The sequence below is a fragment of the Opitutaceae bacterium genome, assembly GCA_041395105.1.
Classification (GTDB): Bacteria; Verrucomicrobiota; Verrucomicrobiia; order Opitutales; family Opitutaceae; genus B12-G4.
Window position 1 is genome coordinate 207115 of the sequence record JAWLBB010000005.1, and the last position, 18774, is coordinate 225888.

15 protein-coding genes are annotated in these 18774 nt (G+C 61.3%); 6 read left to right on the forward strand and 9 right to left on the reverse strand.

Features of this window, described 5'->3' with window-relative positions; translation table 11 throughout:
- Positions 1 to 10 precede the first annotated feature (10 nt).
- The 4 genes from R3F07_16075 to R3F07_16090 form a co-directional block, all read right to left on the reverse strand.
- Complete coding sequence (locus R3F07_16075) at positions 11 to 1000, reverse strand: transposase (GenBank protein MEZ5277899.1); 990 nt, start codon at positions 998 to 1000, stop codon at positions 11 to 13.
- A gap of 79 nt (positions 1001 to 1079) precedes the next feature.
- Complete coding sequence (locus tag R3F07_16080) at positions 1080 to 2576, reverse strand: sulfatase-like hydrolase/transferase (GenBank protein MEZ5277900.1); 1497 nt, start codon at positions 2574 to 2576, stop codon at positions 1080 to 1082.
- A gap of 178 nt (positions 2577 to 2754) precedes the next feature.
- Positions 2755 to 3519, reverse strand: a complete 765-nt coding sequence (locus tag R3F07_16085) for an SDR family oxidoreductase (protein MEZ5277901.1) — start codon at positions 3517 to 3519, stop codon at positions 2755 to 2757.
- Positions 3520 to 3521: 2 nt separating this feature from the next.
- Entirely contained in the window at positions 3522 to 4634 is a 1113-nt protein-coding gene (locus tag R3F07_16090; GenBank protein MEZ5277902.1) for a mandelate racemase/muconate lactonizing enzyme family protein, read from the reverse strand.
- A 229-nt stretch (positions 4635 to 4863) separates the two neighbouring features.
- On the opposite strand from R3F07_16090, the gene R3F07_16095 reads away from it, so the two are divergent.
- Complete coding sequence (locus R3F07_16095; protein MEZ5277903.1) at positions 4864 to 6345, forward strand: hypothetical protein; 1482 nt, start codon at positions 4864 to 4866, stop codon at positions 6343 to 6345.
- Here the strand turns inward: R3F07_16095 and R3F07_16100 are convergent, their stop codons facing one another.
- Positions 6346 to 7233: a PfkB family carbohydrate kinase gene (locus R3F07_16100; protein MEZ5277904.1), complete on the reverse strand. Its 888-nt coding sequence runs from the start codon at positions 7231 to 7233 to the stop codon at positions 6346 to 6348.
- A 325-nt stretch (positions 7234 to 7558) separates the two neighbouring features.
- Positions 7559 to 8383: a DUF3667 domain-containing protein gene (locus R3F07_16105; protein ID MEZ5277905.1), complete on the reverse strand. Its 825-nt coding sequence runs from the start codon at positions 8381 to 8383 to the stop codon at positions 7559 to 7561.
- A 185-nt stretch (positions 8384 to 8568) separates the two neighbouring features.
- Here R3F07_16105 and R3F07_16110 point away from each other — a divergent pair, with 185 nt between their 5' ends.
- The 3 genes from R3F07_16110 (at position 8569) to R3F07_16120 (ending at position 11801) form a co-directional block, all read left to right on the forward strand.
- On the forward strand, positions 8569 to 9138 hold the full coding sequence (locus tag R3F07_16110) for a PadR family transcriptional regulator (GenBank protein MEZ5277906.1): 570 nt from the start codon (positions 8569 to 8571) through the stop codon (positions 9136 to 9138).
- Complete coding sequence (locus R3F07_16115) at positions 9135 to 10031, forward strand: hypothetical protein (GenBank protein ID MEZ5277907.1); 897 nt, start codon at positions 9135 to 9137, stop codon at positions 10029 to 10031. The genes R3F07_16110 and R3F07_16115 overlap by 4 nt, the downstream gene beginning before the upstream one ends.
- Before the next feature lie 291 nt (positions 10032 to 10322).
- Positions 10323 to 11801, forward strand: a complete 1479-nt coding sequence (locus R3F07_16120; protein MEZ5277908.1) for a B12-binding domain-containing radical SAM protein — start codon at positions 10323 to 10325, stop codon at positions 11799 to 11801.
- A gap of 15 nt (positions 11802 to 11816) precedes the next feature.
- Here R3F07_16120 and R3F07_16125 read toward each other — a convergent pair whose 3' ends face one another.
- Entirely contained in the window at positions 11817 to 12914 is a 1098-nt protein-coding gene (locus R3F07_16125) for a sialidase family protein (protein ID MEZ5277909.1), read from the reverse strand.
- 139 nt (positions 12915 to 13053) lie between these two features.
- Positions 13054 to 14544 (reverse strand): sulfatase-like hydrolase/transferase, encoded by a 1491-nt coding sequence (locus tag R3F07_16130; protein ID MEZ5277910.1) that lies wholly within the window; start codon positions 14542 to 14544, stop codon positions 13054 to 13056.
- Positions 14545 to 14568: 24 nt separating this feature from the next.
- Between R3F07_16130 and R3F07_16135 the strand changes: the two genes are divergently transcribed.
- Positions 14569 to 15432: a uroporphyrinogen decarboxylase family protein gene (locus tag R3F07_16135; protein ID MEZ5277911.1), complete on the forward strand. Its 864-nt coding sequence runs from the start codon at positions 14569 to 14571 to the stop codon at positions 15430 to 15432.
- A 355-nt stretch (positions 15433 to 15787) separates the two neighbouring features.
- On the opposite strand, the gene R3F07_16140 is transcribed toward R3F07_16135, so the two are convergent.
- Positions 15788 to 17167 (reverse strand): sulfatase, encoded by a 1380-nt coding sequence (locus R3F07_16140; protein MEZ5277912.1) that lies wholly within the window; start codon positions 17165 to 17167, stop codon positions 15788 to 15790.
- A 223-nt stretch (positions 17168 to 17390) separates the two neighbouring features.
- On the opposite strand from R3F07_16140, the gene R3F07_16145 reads away from it, so the two are divergent.
- Positions 17391 to 18770, forward strand: coding sequence for a sulfatase-like hydrolase/transferase (locus R3F07_16145; GenBank protein MEZ5277913.1), 1380 nt, complete (start codon positions 17391 to 17393; stop codon positions 18768 to 18770).
- Positions 18771 to 18774: the final 4 nt, after the last annotated feature.

The following is an 18774-nucleotide window of genomic DNA, read 5'->3' on the forward strand; positions in this document are numbered from 1 at the left end:
CCCTATGGGGTCACTGCTTGACCCGTGACAAAACCGATCGGTAGGCCTGTGTTTCCGTCTGGCCGCTCATCCGGAACCGCCTGACGAACTGACTGACCGAGGCGGGTCTGCCCATCCCAAGCCGGGCGGCAAGCCATTCGTTCGTTGCAGTCGTCGCGGATCGCATGGCGCAGGCGAGGAGCACTTTGGCCCCGTCCGACTTCCGCACCGGCAGCTGCGCCAGATTCAATTTCAACTCACCGGCACCCCGTTTCAGGGCGGCCTCCCATTGCTTCTCGCGGACAGCCGACAGGATCAGAGATTCCGGGCCGCCGTGTTCGCTGCGAAACTCCGTGACGCGCCTGGCGTAGTCATCGCTCATCGACTCCTCGAAGCGGTCCGAGCCGTGGCACCATCCCGTGCACATCTCGGAGAATCGCATATTCTTCTGCGAGGGCAGGTCCGTCGCGAGAAAGGCCAGATAGTCCTGGTACTTGCGCCAGCCGTGGCGCGTGTCCTTCAGGTTGCCGCTCGCGGCCAGCAGGGTTGAGGGCTCCAGTGCCCCGGGGCGTTTTCCCGTGACATACCTGCGCAGACTCGACCATCGGTAATCCGCCGCTCGGTCCGGGGCGCACAGGCCGGCTCGAACCGGGTTAAGATGAATATAGTGGGCGACTTGTGCCAGAGCGTGACCGGGTTCGACGATCAGGCTCTTGAAGCGTCCCTGAAAGGGGCGCCCGACCTGACCGAAGAATCGATTGAAACGGGTGGCGAAGGTCCCCTGCAACCACTTCATGCCCGCACTGAGATTCGGTTCGGGTGTCTCCAGTGCCAGGTGAAAATGGTTGTCCATGATCACATAGGCGTGCAGCCGCCATCCGTGGCGTTCACAGGCTTCGAACACGGTCGTCTCAAAGCTGGCGGCAGTACCCTCGGACGTGAAAATCCGCTGCCGGTAGTTCCCGCGGTTGATGACGTGATAACAGGCACCGGGGAATTGCATTCGAAGCTTCCTGGCCATGCGGGATCGGAGCCGGCAGGCATCCGTTTGTCAAGAGTCAAGCAATGACCCCATATCAGCCAACGGTGAGGAGGCGCGCCTATCGTGGGCTTCGGGTGATGTTGGCGGGATTGAAGGGGGCGTTGTAGTCGACCGTCTCATCGCGGGCACGGACCACGTAACCGCACCGCCGGATGATCTCTGCGCTCGGCAGGAAGGCATCATTGGTCTGTTCCAGGAGATGATTCAGTTGTTCTTCGAGCCGGGCCTGGACTTCCGCGTGTGAAGACCGGTTGACGAGATTGTCCATCTGGTAGGGATCCGCCTCATTGTCGTAGAGAAGCCATGGACCGTTCAGGTCGCGGCAATAGGTGTAGCGGGCGGTGCGCACACCGCGGTATTCCCGACCTCCCACGTCGCGGGTCCATTGGCCGAAGGGAGTGATACAGAGCGTCAGAGCGGCGTGATCCTCCTCCGGCGCTTCAGTTCCGAGAATGATGGCTGATCGGTCAATTCCCTCGACTTCGTCCGGGATGTCGACTTCAGCCAGCCCCAACAGCGTCGGCATGATATCCGGCGTGTTCAGCGGCATGGCGATCTCACGTGGGCGGCGACCCAGTTTTTCCGGCCAACGAAGGAGAAAGGGAACCCGCAGCGACTCTTCCCAGGGCTGCTGCTTCTTCATCGCGCCCCTGGAGTGCATCATGTCGCCATGGTCAGAGGTGTAGACGAGGATGGTGTTTTCGGCCAGACCGGTTTCCTCGAGCGTCTGCAGAAGATCACCCATACAGTCGTCGAGTGCGGTCATGTGGGCGTAATACCCGCGATAGTCAATGGGGGCCTGTTCGCGCGACCCGGGGGGCACGTTCGGCCGCAAGGTCAATTCGCGATTTGCATAGATATCCCGATAGGTCTCCGGGGCGGTGTGGTAAGGCGCGTGGGGTGGCCCCCACGACAGAAAAAGGGCAAACGGCGCCCCGGATCCGGCGGCGACATGATGGGTCAGGAACTCCCGGGCGTTTGTCGTCTGGGCAATCGCGTCGTAGCCCTCCCAATAGAGCCGGTCCGGGGTGTCGGCGAAATAGGTGGAGTGGTTGTAGTCATGGGTGCATTCAAGCGTCCGCCAGTACTGAAAGCCCTGACGCCGCTCGGGCGGGGTGAAAGCCTCCCGTCCCTGTCCGTCGATGTGCCATTTGCCGATCCAGCCGGTTGTGTAGCCGGCGTCATTGAGGCAATGGGCGATGCTCCGGTGATCCGTCGCCAGGGAGAGGTCGTTGAGAAAGAGACCGTGGGTCAGCGGGTACTTCCCAGTGACCAGGCAGGCGCGGTGCGGGCAGCAGACCGGGATGCCGGAAACGGCATTCGAGAAGTTCACGCACTCCCGCGAAAGCCGGTCGATATTCGGGGTCTGGACATCCGGGTTTCCAGTGTAGCCATGATCACATTCGCGCCACTGATCGGAGAAGACATAAAGGATATTCGGTTTCATGTTCGATGGGCTGTCGACCGCCGGGCGATTCCTCGAAAATGCAGGTTGGAGCGATGCACCGAGGGCGGCAACCGCGGTCGACTTGAGGAAGTTCCGTCTGGTGACCATGGAGTTGTGCAATCCTCGATACCTCGCCATCGAAAGGCAAACAATTGCCGGGTCGGGAAGCGCTTGAGCATCGGATTGCCGATGAATGCCTCGGGCCCGAGGTGGCCCGCCAGCCGAACAACCGCCGGGGTCTGTCAAGAGTCAAGCAATGACCCCCTTGGAAGCAAACGGAAGGTGTTCAGAATCCTATGGAGGCGCCGCCATCCACCGGGATGCACTGTCCGGTGATGAATTTGGCGGCGTCGGAGCAGAGGAAGGCGGCCGTCATGCCGATATCCGAGGGCTCACCCATCCGTTTCATCGGGGTTCGTGAAAGGACTTTCTCCTTTCGTGCCGGATCACCGGCAAAGGCCCAGTCCGTCATGGGCGTGGAGATCCATCCCGGAGCGATGGCATTCACGCGGACCCCGGACTCCGACCATTCCGCGGCCAATGCCCGGGTGAGTCCGATCACCGCGGTCTTGGCTGCGGTATAGCCCACGATCTGCGGGACTCCCATGTACGATGCCATCGACGCAATGAAGAGTATGTTCCCGTGTCCGGCTTCAATCATGAGCCGTCCCACCTCGCGAGTCAGCGAAAAGGCCGATTTCACATGAGTATCCATCAACTGGTCAAACTCGTCGTCCGTGACTTCAAGAGCCGGTTTCTTGAGACTCTGGCCGGCATTGTTGACCAGGATGGAAAGTACGCCCCATTTCGAGGTGACCGCGTCGACCATTCGGGTCCGGTCTCCGGCCTTCGTCACGTCGCCGACCACATAGGTGGAGTTCTCCCCGAGTCTCTTTACGGCCTCGTCCAGAACCGACTCACGGCGACCACTGATGCAGACCCGGGCTCCCGCCTCGATGAAGGCCCGCGCGATGGAGAACCCCAGCCCCGAACCGCCACCGGTCACCAGGGCGTTTTCTCCCGAGAGACCGGGTGTGTGTGTCCTCTCCATCGTCATCCGACGCGGATTTCCCGAAAGGCTTCCTCCGAAGGCTCACTGCCTGCTCCGGGCGCCTCCGGTGGAAGGTAATGGCCATCCCTCACCTGGGCTGGGTGTTTCATCCAATCCCGCAGCCAGGGGATGTATTCAAGGAGGTGGCAGGACGGGTGGGCGAAGCAAAGGTGTTGGTGCACCTGGCACATGTCGCCGACATGCGGCACGACCGGGAGCCCGCTGCAATGGGCGAGCTCCGCCACGCGCCACCACTCGGTGATCCCCGCCAGTCGCACGACATCCGGTTGCACATAGTGGACGGCGCCCGCCTGGATGAAGTCGCGGAACTGGACCGCCATGTAGAGCTGTTCCCCAAGGGCAATCGGAGTGGCAATGGTCTCGGCCAGACGCCGGTGACCGGCGACATCATCAAAGGCCATGGGCTCTTCAATCCACACGATATCGAAGTCCACCAGTCGGGTGCCAGTCTGGATCGCCTGGGGCAACGACCACCGGCCATTGGCATCGACCATGATCCGGATATCCGGTCCCAGGGCTTTCCTGACCGCTTCGATCCGCCTGATATCTTCATTGGCATTCACCCCGCCGACCTTCAGCTTCACGGCCCGGTATCCCTCCGTCTCCACCATGCGCCGGCAATCACTCACCAGCTCCTGCATCGACCAGTTGAGCCACCCCCCGTCGGTGTTGTAGGCCTCAACGCGCTTCTCGGCGTTTCCACCCATCAGCTTCCAGAGAGGCACTTCAGCCTCCTTCGCCTTGAGGTCCCAGAGAGCGATGTCGATCGCCCCAAGGGCCAGATGGGTGAGGCCACTCCGCCCCACCCAATAGATGTCGCTCTTGCGGTAGAGTTTTTCCCAGAGCGCGCGAACCTCGCGCGGGTCCGACCCGATCAGCAAAGGCCCGAAACTCTGAACGATGCAATCGACAATCAACCGGTCCGTCGGCAGATGGGCATGGGTCCCCGAGTAGCCGTAGCCGACCAGTCCCGTGTCGGTGTGGATGGCCACGCCGGGCGCACCCCAATGCGTGATCGAGTGGGTGCTGTCCGCGATGCCGCCGCGGGTCACCGGAGCGTGCAGAATGAACGGTTCGAGCCTGGTTATCTTCATGTGGGGAAGGCTACGGTCAGAACGGGGGAGCCGAATGCAACGGAGCGGCCGGATGAAACCGCGTCCGCATTCGGAATTCAACGGACATTGGCGGCGGATCACCAGATGAAAAGAAGCGCTTTCTCGAAGAAGCCCGGGGAAATGGGTATTCCCTCCCGTCGATACGCGAATCCCCACGACCGTCATCTCCCGGTTGATCCGAAGGGTCGAACCACCCATGGTGAACACCATGACTCGATCCACCCGATTTCTCGCGGCCGCCCTGTCGCTCGGCCTGCCTGCCATCCTCCTCTTCCCTTTCACCCTGTCGGCTGAAGTCGTCACCTACCCGTCTCCCGATTTCCGCGACATGTCCGGACGCTTCGCCGTCAGCCTCATCCAGGAGGATCGCGTCAACGAATCATTTGTCTACCAGAGCCAGAACAAATTCGTCGGCGTCCACCAGCCAATGGGGGAATCCAACCACTGGACGACCTTCTCCTTCGATGGCCGGGTCGAAGTAGTGGTGCGGGTCCCGATCGGCACGAACCTGATGGAGGCCCGGGTTCTGCCGGAAGCCTACGGAATCGAGTCCGTGATCAAGGATGGCGAAATCCGCTTCACCCTCGATCAACCGCGCCAGGTCGCCGTGATCATCAACCGGGATCGCAGGAACCCGCTCTTCGTCTTCGCCAAGGAACTGGAAAGGGATCTACCGGATTTCACGGCCGCCAACGTCATCGATTTTTCGAAAAACCCGGTGATCCACAACGATCCCGAGAAGGCCAACATCCTTTACTTTCCTCCGGGTGAATACGATCTGGTCGAAATGGGTTATTCCCTGCACGCGGGTTTCCCGCTCGATGCCGGCGATACCGTTTATATCTCGGGCGGCGCCGTGGTGCACGGCACGTTTTCATCGACCGGCGAACGCGTTACAGTGAGGGGCCGGGGAGTCATCTCCGGCGCGAAGTGGATGTGGGTCCGCCGCCGCTACGCCGATGCCGACATCCCATGGGACTTCGGACGTTTCCGGGAAATCGCCGTCTACCTGCACGGCGGCGGTGGCAACCTGGTCGAGGGCATCACCTTCACCGATCCGGTTCATTTCTGCATCAGCGTGGGCGACGACTCGACGGTGCGCGGCGTCCAGTGTTTCGGCTGGTGGTACACGACGGACGGGGTGGCGGCCGGCGATCGATCGGTCGTCGAGGACTGCTTCTTCAAAGTCAATGACGACATCGTCAAGGTCTACTCGGACGACATGACGGTACGGCGCTGCCTGATCTGGCAGCAGACCAACGGCGCGCCCTTTCAATTCACGTGGAATCTGCGGAATCCCGTTTCCGGCGTGCGGGTCAAGGATTGCATCATCATGGCCAGCGAAGTGACCCGGGAGCGGGAACTGGAGGGCAACCGGTCCGTCGTCAATGCCCGGAATAACAAGGGTGCCGACATCTCGGACTTCGTCTTCGAGGATATCCGCGTCGAGGGCGACATCTACCGCGTGCTCGGACTCAACATCGGGGAATCGGGATCCATCTCCGACATCACGCTGCGCAATTTCGAAGTAACCGGACGTATCCGCTATTTCAACTACCTGAACGCAAGCAAAGGAAGCATCTCGAACATCCGTCTGGAAAACATCGTGGTGGACGGCCGGAGGATGGAGAACTTCGACGACTTCATCCTGGTAGAGCGCGGCAATGTCTCCAACGTGACGATCGAGTGATCACCGGCCGCCGGCCGGCTCGGTACCGTCATAGGGTGGTTGCGCTCCCGACTTCGAGGCGACCCAGGACCCCAGCGCAGACGCCCGGGAAAGCGCCTCGACCGGATCGAAACCCTCCCGACTGAGCGACGCGATCATCGAGGCCATGAAGGCGTCGCCTGCGCCGACCGTATCCTTCACCTCAACCGGATGGCTCCGTCCCGTGCTGATCCGGCCATGGCCGAGCAGCAGAGCCGGCCGCTCCGCGCGGGTCACACAGAGTAGATTCACCCCGAGGGCTTCGGCCAGGTCGCGCATGCGCCGCTCCACTTCCGCAGACGGTGAGCCCGCCGCCGCCGCGAGTGCGGCCAGTTCCTCCTCGTTCATTTTCACAAAGTCGGCCATCGCGGCGATCTCCATCACGACCCCGATTGAATTGTGGGGCGGGCGCAGGTTGGCGTCGAAGCACTTCATGCCTTCATAGCCGGCAAAGGCGCGGCGGATCTGGTCTCGGTTATAGGGGCTGCGCAGGCCGACCGAGGGCACCATGAGGGGACAGGTCGCTCCCGCGATCGCTGCCTCGGGAATTTCGATGAAGTCCCAGGCCACCGGTGCCGGCAATTCGTAGCTGGCGTCGCCCTTCTCGTCGAGAGTCACATTGGCCCGGCCGGTCGGCACGTCGTCAAGCCGCCGGATCCAGCGCGGATCACATTGCCAGTCCTCCACCAGCACCCGCAAGGCTTCATCGCCCAACGGGTCGCGACCCACGCTCGAAAGGATTCCGGTCCTCAATCCGAGCCGGTTGAGGTGGTAGGCCACATTGAGCGTCGCACCGCCGAGAAACCTTCCATCCGGGAAACAATCCCAAAGGATTTCACACGCCACCAAGCATTCCGGATAATAATTCATGACACCGTTCCGAGGCTAAGGACCAGGGACCAGGGAGGACGACAAGAAAACGGAGGAATTCGACCGGGGGATGCCATTTGCCAAATCGAAGCACCTTATGAAGACTCTTCCGGGCCGCGAAAGACGGGATCTCCTCAATCCACCCGTGAAGCAGCAAGACCCTTCTCGACCAGATTGCGTGCCATCGGGAGCCCCATGGCCCCCAGCCCCAGAAAGCCGATACGCGGATTCGTGGGACTCAACCATCCCGGGGAAGCGCGGATGCTCAAGCCCTGAATTTCCCGGTGTTTCTTCGCCTTCGGTACTCCCCGGACGCCGGGGGAAATCAAACAAACCAGAGAGCCACCGCGGCCACCGCGAACAGCACAAAAAAGAGAAAGATGAGGTATCCCGACTCGAGGATGAAGGCGGTCAGGATGGCCTTCACCCATCCGAACTGGAAGATTCTCCGGAATGCAAAGACGGGATAGACGACCAGCCAGCCGAACACTCCCAGTTCGACACCGGAAGCCAGTCTACTGGACAGAAGGCCCAGAAGAAGAGTCATTCCGAATCCCAGGAGAATCCAGAGAAAGAGAAACGACTGAAGGTGAAGGGCGATGACCAGGTGCTCAAGATAGACAAGGGGCTGCCTCCAGAACATCACCCGGAGAAAGAGGGCCAGCAGGGGAACCCCGATCAGAAAAAGCCGGGGAAGCCATACCATGAACTGCTCACGAACCGCCGCCGGGTCATCCAGTTTGGAAACGATCCACTCCGCCAGAGCCCCCCTTGGCGGGTGTTCGCCACCCTCAGTGACCTCTACCGGCGCTTCGTCCAACAGGATAATGTCTGTTTCATCCGAGGATTGTCCGATCAGGAGGAAGAAACAAAGGCTGACGAACAGGTAGAGCCGAAGCGGAGGGATCTGACTGGCCCGGGCGCCGTCCAGGAAACGCCTGGTCAGAAATCCGGGTCGAAAGAGGAGGGCAAAGAGTCCCCGGGGCACCTTGCCATCCAGATTCAGGAAGGTGGAGGTCACCTCCGAAACCAGCCCGCGCCAGTCCCGGCGAAAGTCGAGATCGCGCTGACCACATTGACCACAATAGGCGCCGGTCAGATCGGATCCACAATTGCGGCAGCGGGGAAAGTCAGGTCGGGGGGTGTCCATTGATCGATCCATGGGAAAATGCGCAACCCGCCGGTTCAGGCAAGTCTGGCGGCCGTATGCCGCACGAAGCAACGACCTGGGGATTCCCTTCACCGGCCGGGACCGGCGGCGATTCCTTCTCTCCCGGGATCCAATCGAAGGCAAAGCACTTGACATTACGAATCGTAGTATTACGATTCGTATTAATGAGTGACCGCTCGCATCTCTCCACTCTGAGCACCTCCATTCTCTGCCAACTCCTCGACCGACCCCAGACCGGCTACGCGCTGAAGCGGAGTTTCGAGGACACGCCCATGGGGCATTTCAGTTCGAGCCCCGGCGCACTCTATCCTGCACTTCAGCGGATGGAGAAGGCCGGCTGGATCGCCGGTCGGATCGCCAACCCGAAGGCGCTCCGATCGCGACGAATCTACCGGATCACCGGGAGGGGGAAGGATACGTTGAAAGTCTCCTTCATGGAGCCCATCACGAGGGACAATATCATCCATGACATGGACCTGCTCCTCCTCCGGTTCGCCTTCATGACACCCCTGCTCGGGCGACGTGCCACCCTTTCCTACCTCGAAAAACTCGCCGGTCACCTGAAGACCTACGTCGCCGAGCTGAACGAGGCGGCCAGGCAGTTGACCGACAGGCCGCCGGAGGGTGCACTCGCGCTCCAACACGGGATCGACGGCTACCGGACATCCCTTCAGTGGGCGGAATCCACCCTGCTGAAACTCACCAGAATCCACCAGAAGGAGAAAAAACCATGAAACACCACCACCCTGCCCGGGCTTTGCTTGCCCTTTTGAGCGCATCATCAATGGCCATCGCCCAAGGGTCCGACGCGACCGACCTGTCGACCCCGCGAGCGGTCGGCACCCATCCCTACGAGTTCGTGACCGCCTACCTCAGTTACGCACCCGACGGCTCCCGCCTGGGTGCGGAGGAGACCCGCATGGAGTGCGACGTGACCATCCGCGCCGACCACCGGCAACAATTGACCTGCCGCCGTTTCGAGCTGAAGGACAAGGACGGGGTCACCAGACGCATTCCCGCTCTCGAAGGTTGGGAGAATGTCATGGACGAACAGGCCGCCGAGGTTCTGGGCATCGCGCACGCCGATTTTCAGGGCCTGACGACCGATGACGGGCAGCCCCTCAGTCCGGACCTTGCCTACCGCGTCTACAACACGTTCGTCGATTTCTACGCATTCAACAACATCTTTGCCCAACCGGTGTCCGCAGAGACCGGACGCAGCATCGCCGATCTCACGTCGATGGGTGTGGAAATCGAGCATTACTCGGCCTATTCGGAGCCTCCGGTCGATCTGGGTGATTCGGTGAAGAAGGGATCCTATTTCAAAAACGGCCGGGTGACGCTGGAATGGCTTGGAAACGGCACCGTGAAGACGCAGCCCTGCGCCATTGTGTCCTTCGACAGCGGCGAATCGTCGTTCCAGATGCTGATGGAGCCCGCCCCGGGTTACGCCATGGAAGTCAAGGGCGGGTCGCACTATTGGGGAACCCTATTCATCAATCTCGACGATTACTGGGTTGAAAAGGCGACCTTCAGGGAATTCGTCACGACCCGGATGGTCATGGGCGAAGACCCGCCGATGTCCGCCCTGATCCAGCGGATGGGAACGATCCGGCGGGTTCGGTAGTCGAAGCGGGCCAGGGCAGGATGGGCCCCTGCGCCACGCAGGTGAAGAAACTCCGGTCTGGGAGACGACGCATCGGGATCTGTTTTCCGGATGCGTCCGCCCCTCAAGGTCCCGGGCGGCGCATGATAATATCCCGGGTTAGGCGGACTACTGATTTGTCCGCCCCGGGTTTCCTTCTCGCGATCCCGGGAAAAGTGCAGAACGAATTGCCCTGGTCCCAGCCGCAATGTAGCCTGCTGGAAAAGAGGGTCTCCCGCCCCTACCCCGACCGCCGGGGCGGACACCATCACGATGAGAGTCCTGCTGCTTTACCCGGAGTTCCCGGATACTTTCTGGAGTTTCAAGCACGTCTTGAAATTCATCCGGAAGCGCGCGGCCCTGCCTCCCCTGGGCCTGCTCACGATTGCCCCGATGCTGCCCGAAAACTGGGAGAAGCGTCTGATCGACGTCAACGTGACCCCCATGACGGACAAGGATCTTGCGTGGGCGGACATCGTCCTGATCAGCGCCATGATCGCCCAAAGGGACTCCGCAGCGGAGCTGATCGCACGTTGCCGGGCCGCTGGAAAAATCCTCGTGGCCGGGGGTCCTCTCTTCACCGTCGAATACAACCAGTTCCCCGACGTCGACCACTTCGTGCTGAACGAAGCGGAGGTCACCCTGCCGGGATTCCTGGAAGACTTCGCCAGGGGCGAGGCCCGCAGGGTCTACCAGACCGACACCCTGCCTGAAGTGAGCATGACCCCTGCGCCAGACTGGGGACTGGCGGACCTGAAACGCTATGCCTCCATGAGTATCCAGTACTCGCGCGGTTGTCCCTTCGACTGCGAATTCTGCAGTGTGACCGCCATGTTCGGACACCGTCCCCGCGTCAAATCCCCGGCACAGGTACTGGCGGAGTTGGACGGACTCTGGAGCGCGGGCTGGCGGGGAACCGTCTTTTTCGTCGACGACAATTTCATCGGCAACAAACGCTCCCTCCGCGAGGATCTGCTGCCGGCCCTGATTCAATGGCGAAAAGGCAGACGAGGCTTCACCTTTTACACCGAAGCATCGATCAACCTGGCCGACGACCCGGGGCTGATGGAGCAGATGGTGGCGGCCGGCTTCGACCAGGTCTTCATCGGCATCGAAACACCGGAGGAAGCCAGTCTGGCCGAATGCAACAAGCGTCAGAACCGAAGCCGTGATCTCATCGCCGACATCAAGCGCATCCAACGTGCCGGGCTTCAGGTCCAGGGCGGCTTCATCGTGGGATTCGACAACGATCCGCCGTCCATTTTCCAGCGCCAGATCGAGTTCATCCAGGCAAGCGGGATTGTCACCGCCATGGTCGGAATCCTGCAGGCAATCCCCGGAACCAAGCTATATGACCGCCTCTTGCAGCAGGGTCGACTCCTTGGCAACACGACGGGCGACAACGTGGATGGCACGACGAACTTTGTTTCCCGGATGAACGTCGACACACTCCGCGACGGATACCGCCGACTGATGGACCATATCTATGCACCGGGTCCCTATTACCGGCGCATCCGCACCTTTCTGAGGGAGTTTCAGCCCTCACCTCTTCCCGGCGGGATGAAGTGGCGAAACTTCCGCGCCTTCATGCAGGCCAACATCCGGCTCGGAGTGATCGGTCGCGAGCGGTTTCACTATTGGGGACTTCTCATCTGGACCTTCTTTCGCCGACCCCGCCTGCTGACAACGGCCGTAACGCTTTCGATCTACGGTTTCCACTTCCGGCGCTGCTGCGCCGGACTGGAAGCCTGAGGGGTTGCCCTGCAATCAGGGAGTCCAGATGGTGAAGGCAATGTGCTGGTTGGGCCGCTCCGGGGTGGCGATGTAGTAGCAGACGAAAATCCGGCCGTCGGGGAGCAGAATCGCCTTGGGGTAACCGAGGTCGTAGGTCAATCCGTCGTCGCGCAGAATGATCTCATGGCCCCAGGTCTTGCCCTCGTCGCTGCTGACCTTGGCGCGGATGCCAAAGGGCGGTCCCCGAAAACCATACATAACCGCCACCCGGCCATCGGGCAGACGGACCAACGCCGGCGGGTTGCCGTTGTGATGGGTGGTGTCGGTGAAAGCGACCGTGCTCTGCTTGCTCCAGCTGCGACCGTTGTCATCGGAATACTCGGCCTCGATGAAGTTCATATCGAGGCGCCCCAGATCTTCATCCTCGTGGGCATCCACCCGGCGTCGAACAGCCGAGAGCAGCCGGTGGTCCTCGAGTCGGACGGTCGAGGGCATGACAGACCGGACACCGTAGGGATAACCGGTCATCCAGCCCTGAAACTGCCAGGTCAGGCCGCCATTGTCGGTGCGCGCTGAAAAGGCCCGATCCTGCAGGCCGGCCTGAACCGACGGCTCCTTGGCGGAAAGAAAAACCAGGAGGGTGTTTTCATCGTCAACCAGATAATCGGTGCGTGAGGTCAGGGGATTCTTCAATCCAAAATCGGGAAACGCGAAAGGACCCATCCAATTCCGGCCGCGATCTTCGGAATACCAGAAACGATCGTTGCGGCTGCGGAAGGCGAAGTCCGGGTTTGAGAAGTCCATCGGCTTGTCCAAGGAGGCGAACTCGCTTCGACTGAAAGCATCCGTCGGACCATTTTCCCAAGTCTTGCCGCCGTCCCGGCTTCGGGCAAAGAAGGAGTAGCTCGGCTTGCTGCGATCGTAGGAATGTTGTTCCGGATAGAAGTGGTAGGTCGCTTCACTGTGGAGAATGAGAATCTCATTCCCCCAGTGCCAGATGGCGCCATTGGCCGGCCAGGCGGCAAAGCGACCTTCCTTGTGGTAGACAATGCCGCTTTCCATTTCCAGGCCCTGAACCAGGGATCCCAAAATGGAGAAGGCGGCGACAACAAGGGGCAAACGGGGATTCATGACAAAAACCATATCTTCACCAGGATCAGATGCAAGACAGGCAATGGCGTCCCGGCTTTAGGGGTGGCACCGCGTTTCAGCAAATGCAGTTCGCCCGCCGGTCCGCATCAGCCCGCCAATTCGCCCCGGAACTCCCTCGCTAACATTCCAGTCCGGGAAAGGGGTCGAACCTCTCCTCCATCCACTGATCCAACCTGTCCCTGCACTGCTGCTTCCTGGCGGCATACTCCGCTTCATAGGCCAGGTTCCGGGTTTCACCGGGATCCGCCTCCAGATCAAAGAGCTGCTCCCGGTCCGTCCCGGTGGAGAAGCGCCCGTATTTGAAGCGGGCGTCGCGAATCATGCGTCCGTAAACGCCGCCGGTCACTCCGTATTCGGGGGCAAGGTCGGCCTCACTGACGACAAAGTCATGGCCTTTCGCACCCGGTTGGCCTTCGAGAACCGGCCGCAGGCTGCGGCCAGTCAGACCCTCCGGGATCGGGAGGCCCGCGTAATCCAGGACTGTCGGGAAGAAGTCGAGATTCATGCTGACCAGGTTCCGGGTGTCGACACTGCCGGCAAGGTTGCAGGAAGGCGGCCGGATGATGAAGGGAACCCGCGCCACTTCCTCATAGAAGAGTGTCTTCTGGTTCCAGCGGTGTGAGGCTGCCCCGTCCCCGTGATCACTGCTGAAAAGGATCACGGTATTGCGGTCCTGGCCACTGCGCTGCAATTCACTTAGGATCTGACCGATCCCGGTGTCGACCTGCTCCACCAGACGGTAATAGGCCCACAGGTACTGCCGCCAGAGATCCTCACCCCAATCCACGGTCGGGTAGAGAGACGGAGCCAGGCGCTGGGCGTCGCGGATGACGCTCGGCTCCGGCCGCGGAATCTCGAAATTCCCCGGCAGCGGCGGACAGGCCTCGGCTGCGGGAGCTGCGGGAATCGGGCCGTTGGGCAGGCGGCCACCCATTCCCGCCGTGATCCGGGCCCACTCGCAGATATCGTGAGGGTTGACGAAGCCGGCCACGAGAAAGAAGGGATTCGCCCGCTCCTGCCGCAGGAATTCGATGGCCGCTCCGGGCACATCCGGGTCGACTCCGTTCGGCCGGGCATGCCGCACATGGTCGAACCCATGCCATTCCCGGTCGTCCGCACTGCGCGGGATATGCCATTTGCCGACGTAACCCGTGTCATACCCTGCGGCCCTCAGCAGCGGAGCCAGGGGCGGGCGATCAACGGGATGGTCATCGGTATTGAAGGTCACCCCGTTTTCATGAGGCATGGTCCCGGTCAGCCAGCTGGTCCGTGAGGGCACACAGATCGGGTCCGTGCAGTAGGCCCGTTCGAAACGGATCCCCCCGTCCGACAGCCAATCCATGGCCGGCGTCCGCAAATGCGGGTTGCCCGCACAACTCATGGCCCGGGAGCCCTGCTGATCCGTCCAGATGAAGAGGATATTGGGCCGCGGCTTGGTCATGACGACCACCAGCACAAACCCGGCGGTCGAACCTGCAAGGAAAACCGTTCGATCGGAAAGCGTATTCTTGGATTCCCGGACAGAGTCGATACGGTCAACTCCGTGACTCCGCGTGAAGTCTTTCTCGCCACTCTTGAACGTCGCCCACCGGACGGACGGGTCCCCCATTTTGAATTGGAGTTCTTTTTGACCATGGAAGCCTTTGGTCGGATTCATCCCTCGCAGAGGCGCTTTGACCAGTGGCTGCAGATGAGTGAAGCCGAGAGGGACCTCCACCGGAAGGATCTCGGCGATCTTTATGTGACGACCCTGCGGCGTTTCGACCTTTCAGGGATGATCTTCAATGAACCGAAGCAATGGAGGGACGAAGACATCCGCGCCTCACTTGACCATGCCCGGGCCATGGACCGGGGCGAACACGCCTTCTGTCTGCATGGCGACGCCACCTTCGGGGTGCCTGATGGCGAGCACATGATGGAATTCGTCATGGATCTGGCGGACCATCCCCGGAAGATGAAGGATCTGGCCGCCCGCCGGGTCGACGAGAGACTCAAGCGCTCAGAGGCGATCCGGGGATGGGGGACGGTCGACGTCCTCGTGCTCTGCGCCGACTACTGCTTCAACCAGGGGCCTTTCCTCTCCCCGGCAATGTTCGATGAGTTTGTCACGCCCTATCTGACGCGCCTGATCCGGGGATCCAGGGAACTGGGGTTCCACGTGATCAAGCACACCGACGGCAATATCATGCCGATCCTCGACAGCCTGCTCGAGGGCGAACCCCACGCCCTGCACAGCCTCGATCCACAGGGGCAGGTGGATCTGGCCGAGGTCAAACGGCGGGTCGGCCACCGTGTCTGCCTGATCGGCAATGTCAGCTGTGCCGCCCTCCAGACGGGAACCGACGACGAGGTGGTCGCCGACGCCCGCCGCGCCCTGCGCGACGGCATGCCCGGCGGCGGCTACGTCTTCGGCACCAGCAACTGCATCTATACCGGGATGGCCCTCGAGCGCTACGAACTGATGCTCAAGGTCTGGCGCGAGGAAGGGGTGTATTGATGGCAGATGGCAGATGGCAGATGGCAGATGGCAGATGTAATGGAATGTTTGTTACAGGCAAACAAAACGTAGCATGGACGGGTTTGTTTTGGGGTTGAAAACAAAACGTAGCAAACTACGGTTTGTTTGAAGAACCGGTGACTATACTGACTTCCCTATCACTGGGCCCTGTAGCCGCTCCAGTCCCTTGGGGCGATCCGCGACGGCACACGGCAAGGGACTGCCGTGACTGCAACTCGGCAGGTTAACAAGCGGACAGGAATTCGCCACCACAGTCTGCCACGAGCCTGCCGAATGGCTCTGTTGCGGTGGTCACCTGCCCCGGGGGAGCGGCGACAGAGCGCCGCTGCTGCACCTATTCCACCCAGTTCGGATTCGGCCTGGGAATAACGGCTTCGACCGAATCCTTCCACTCGTCCAGCATCGCCTTGAGACGGCGGCTGACCTCGGGTTCCGTCCCGGCGCGGTTGACCGACTCGCCGATATCCTCGCGCAGGTTGTAGAGTTCGAGCCGGCCGTCCTCGAAATACTCGATAAGTTTCCAGTCGCCCGCCCGGACCGAGCAACCCGGCGTATCACCCTGATTGCTGTAGTGGGGGTAATGCCAGTAGATGGCCTCGCGGTCGACCTCGCCTGATCCATTCAGCAGTGGCATCAGACTGATCCCGTCATTGTGCAGGTCGGGCCGCAAGGACAGTCCCGCCGCCTCGAGGAAGGTGGGGAAGAAGTCGGTGCTGGTGACGGGCGTGGCGCAAATCGACCCGGCTTCGACCCGACCGGGCCAGCGCACGATGAGCGGTTCCCGGGTTCCCCCCTCATACATCCATCCCTTGCCCTCGTGAAGCGGGGCATTGCAGGTCGGCGAACCTTCGGCTGTGGCCAGTCCCCCGTTGTCCGAGGTGAAGACAACGAGCGTGTTTTCGGCGAGACCCGCCGACTGGAGGGCATCGAGCAATCGTCCGATATTCGTATCCAGATTTTCCACCATGGCCGCGTAGACCGGATCGGACTGGAGAAGGCGGCGGACGATGCGTTGATCGCGTTTGTGGGCGACAGGAAAGAAATCGCCCTCCTCGAAGGTCTTTTCCGTATCGAGTCCCAGGCGTCTTGCCTTTTCCCGGTACTTCTCCACCAGGGCCTCCGGCGCCTGGATCGGGGTGTGGACGGCGTAGTGCCAGAGATTGAGAAAAAACGGCCGTGCCGGATCCCGCTCCGCAATCAGGCGGACCGCTTCGTCGGTCAATCGGTCGGTCAGGTATTCACCCTCCGCTCCATCCTCGAGACCGGGGATGGCGTAAGGGCTGAAATAGCCCTTCTTCGGCGATCCCCAATCACACCCCCCGATATTGACGTCAAATCCGTGTCTATCCGGCCAGGTCTGAGGGGGACCCAGGTGCCACTTGCCCACATGCCAGGTCTGGTAACCGGCATCGCGCAGAACGGTAGCGCTGGTCACTTCGCTGAGCGGAAGAGCGTGGTGGTAGGGGACATCCTGCAACCTGCCCACGGTGTGACCACCGATCCACTGGGTGACCCCGAGACGGGCCGGGTAGCGCCCGGTCAGGCAACTGGCCCGGGTGGGCGAGCAGACCGGACAGGACGCGTAGGCGTCGGTGAAGGTCATCCCCTCCGCGGCCATGCGGTCGAGGTTGGGCGTTTCATAGAACCCGCTGCCATAGGTCCCGAGGTCCTTCCATCCCATGTCGTCAATCAGGATGAAGACGATGTTCGGCATGCTTGGCGCAGGGGGCGGGGGCAGATCAACCATGGCAGCGAAACAAACCCAGAAGACAGGAGATGGCGAGGACAAGTCGCCGCAAAGGGATCAACGGCAGGAGGGGTCATCGAACGATCAAGCGATTCTTCGTTCGACTCCTCGTGAGCGTTTTCCACCATGAGATTTGAGAAACGCCACAGGACCGCCTGCGTGCGATGTCTCTGCAGAATCCCCACCGTCCATGTCCGAATCCAAACGCCCCAACATCATCGTCTTCTTCACCGACCAGCAGCGGCATGACACCACGGGTGTCGGCGGTTCGCCATTGGGCCTGACGCCCAACTTCGACCGGATGGCGATGGAAGGCACGCACATCGCAAACAGCTTCACCTGCCAGCCGGTCTGCGGGCCGGCCCGGTCCTGCCTGCAGACCGGACTCTACGCCACCCAGACCGGGGTCTGGAGGAACGGGTTCGCCTTGAAGGATGGATTGAAGACACTGGCCGATCATTTCAACGAGGCCGGCTACGATACCGGTTATATCGGAAAATGGCACCTTATGCCGCACCAACACCACGGCCCGGTTCCGCGGGAGGGTCAGGGGGGCTACCAGAGCTGGCTGGGGGCCAACCTCCTCGAATTCGTCTCGGACGCCTACGACTGCAATCTCTGGGATGAGAACGGGAAACCCCACAAGCTTCCCGGCTACCGGGTTGATGCCCAGACCGATGCGGCCATCCGCTATATCGCCAGGGAACGCGAGAATCCCTACTTCCTCTTTGTCTCCTACCTCGAACCACACCACCAGAATCACTCCGACAATTACCCGGCCCCCCCCGGTTATGAAGAGACATACGCAGGGGCGAGACTTCCACCCGATCTGGCGGCGATGGGCGGCTCATCACCGCAGCATTGGCCGGGTTACTGCGGGATGGTCAAGCGTCTGGATGAGGCGCTCGGTCGCCTCATCGATGCCCTGCGCAGTCTCGATCAATTGGAGAACACGATCATTCTCTTCACCTCCGATCACGGCAATCATTTCAAAACCCGCAATGCCGAGTACAAGCGTTCGTGTCATGAGGCCTCGATTCACGTCCCCACCGCAATTCGGGGACCTGGATTCCAGGGAGGCGGTCGCATTGAGAGGTTGGTCAGTCTGATCGATCTGCCCCCCACCCTCCTCGATGCCGCCGGGATCGAGGTGCCGCCGGAAATGCAGGGGCAGTCTGTGCTCAGTCTGCTGAAGGGCGATCCATCCGTGACCTGGCCGGAGGAAGTTTTTGTTCAGATCAGCGAGAGCCACACCGGTCGCTGTGTGCGCACCGCCCGCTGGAAATACAGCGTCCGATCTCCGGAAACGGGCGATGACGGCAAGCCGGTCTCCAAGCCGGGATCCGAGGTCTACGAGGACGATTTCCTCTATGATCTTCAGTCCGACCCCTGGGAGCAGACCAACCTGATCGGGATGCCGCCCTTCCGGGAGGTGGTGGCGGACATGCGTCATAGGCTGGTTCGCAGGATGGTCTCGGCCGGCGAGGAGGAGCCCCGCTTCATCGACGCGCCCGAAGCCTATGCCTTCCAGCGCAAGCCGCACTTCGCCGGAGGTTCGGGGGTGGCCTGACCGA

Bases quoted from the DNA above. Each gene is read 5' to 3' on its own strand.
- R3F07_16145 (MEZ5277913.1), top strand. From the start codon at position 17,391: ATGTCCGAATCCAAACGCCCCAACATCATCGTCTTCTTCACCGACCAG.
- R3F07_16110 (MEZ5277906.1), top strand. From the start codon at position 8,569: ATGAGTGACCGCTCGCATCTCTCCACTCTGAGCACCTCCATTCTCTGC.
- R3F07_16140 (MEZ5277912.1), bottom strand. From the start codon at position 17,167: ATGCCGAACATCGTCTTCATCCTGATTGACGACATGGGATGGAAGGAC.
- R3F07_16100 (MEZ5277904.1), bottom strand. From the start codon at position 7,233: ATGAATTATTATCCGGAATGCTTGGTGGCGTGTGAAATCCTTTGGGAT.
- R3F07_16125 (MEZ5277909.1), bottom strand. From the start codon at position 12,914: ATGAATCCCCGTTTGCCCCTTGTTGTCGCCGCCTTCTCCATTTTGGGA.
- R3F07_16075 (MEZ5277899.1), bottom strand. From the start codon at position 1,000: ATGGCCAGGAAGCTTCGAATGCAATTCCCCGGTGCCTGTTATCACGTC.
- R3F07_16130 (MEZ5277910.1), bottom strand. From the start codon at position 14,544: ATGGGGGACCCGTCCGTCCGGTGGGCGACGTTCAAGAGTGGCGAGAAA.
- R3F07_16090 (MEZ5277902.1), bottom strand. From the start codon at position 4,634: ATGAAGATAACCAGGCTCGAACCGTTCATTCTGCACGCTCCGGTGACC.
- R3F07_16105 (MEZ5277905.1), bottom strand. From the start codon at position 8,383: ATGGACACCCCCCGACCTGACTTTCCCCGCTGCCGCAATTGTGGATCC.
- R3F07_16120 (MEZ5277908.1), top strand. From the start codon at position 10,323: ATGAGAGTCCTGCTGCTTTACCCGGAGTTCCCGGATACTTTCTGGAGT.
- R3F07_16085 (MEZ5277901.1), bottom strand. From the start codon at position 3,519: ATGGAGAGGACACACACACCCGGTCTCTCGGGAGAAAACGCCCTGGTG.
- R3F07_16135 (MEZ5277911.1), top strand. From the start codon at position 14,569: ATGGAAGCCTTTGGTCGGATTCATCCCTCGCAGAGGCGCTTTGACCAG.
- R3F07_16080 (MEZ5277900.1), bottom strand. From the start codon at position 2,576: ATGGTCACCAGACGGAACTTCCTCAAGTCGACCGCGGTTGCCGCCCTC.
- R3F07_16095 (MEZ5277903.1), top strand. From the start codon at position 4,864: ATGACTCGATCCACCCGATTTCTCGCGGCCGCCCTGTCGCTCGGCCTG.
- R3F07_16115 (MEZ5277907.1), top strand. From the start codon at position 9,135: ATGAAACACCACCACCCTGCCCGGGCTTTGCTTGCCCTTTTGAGCGCA.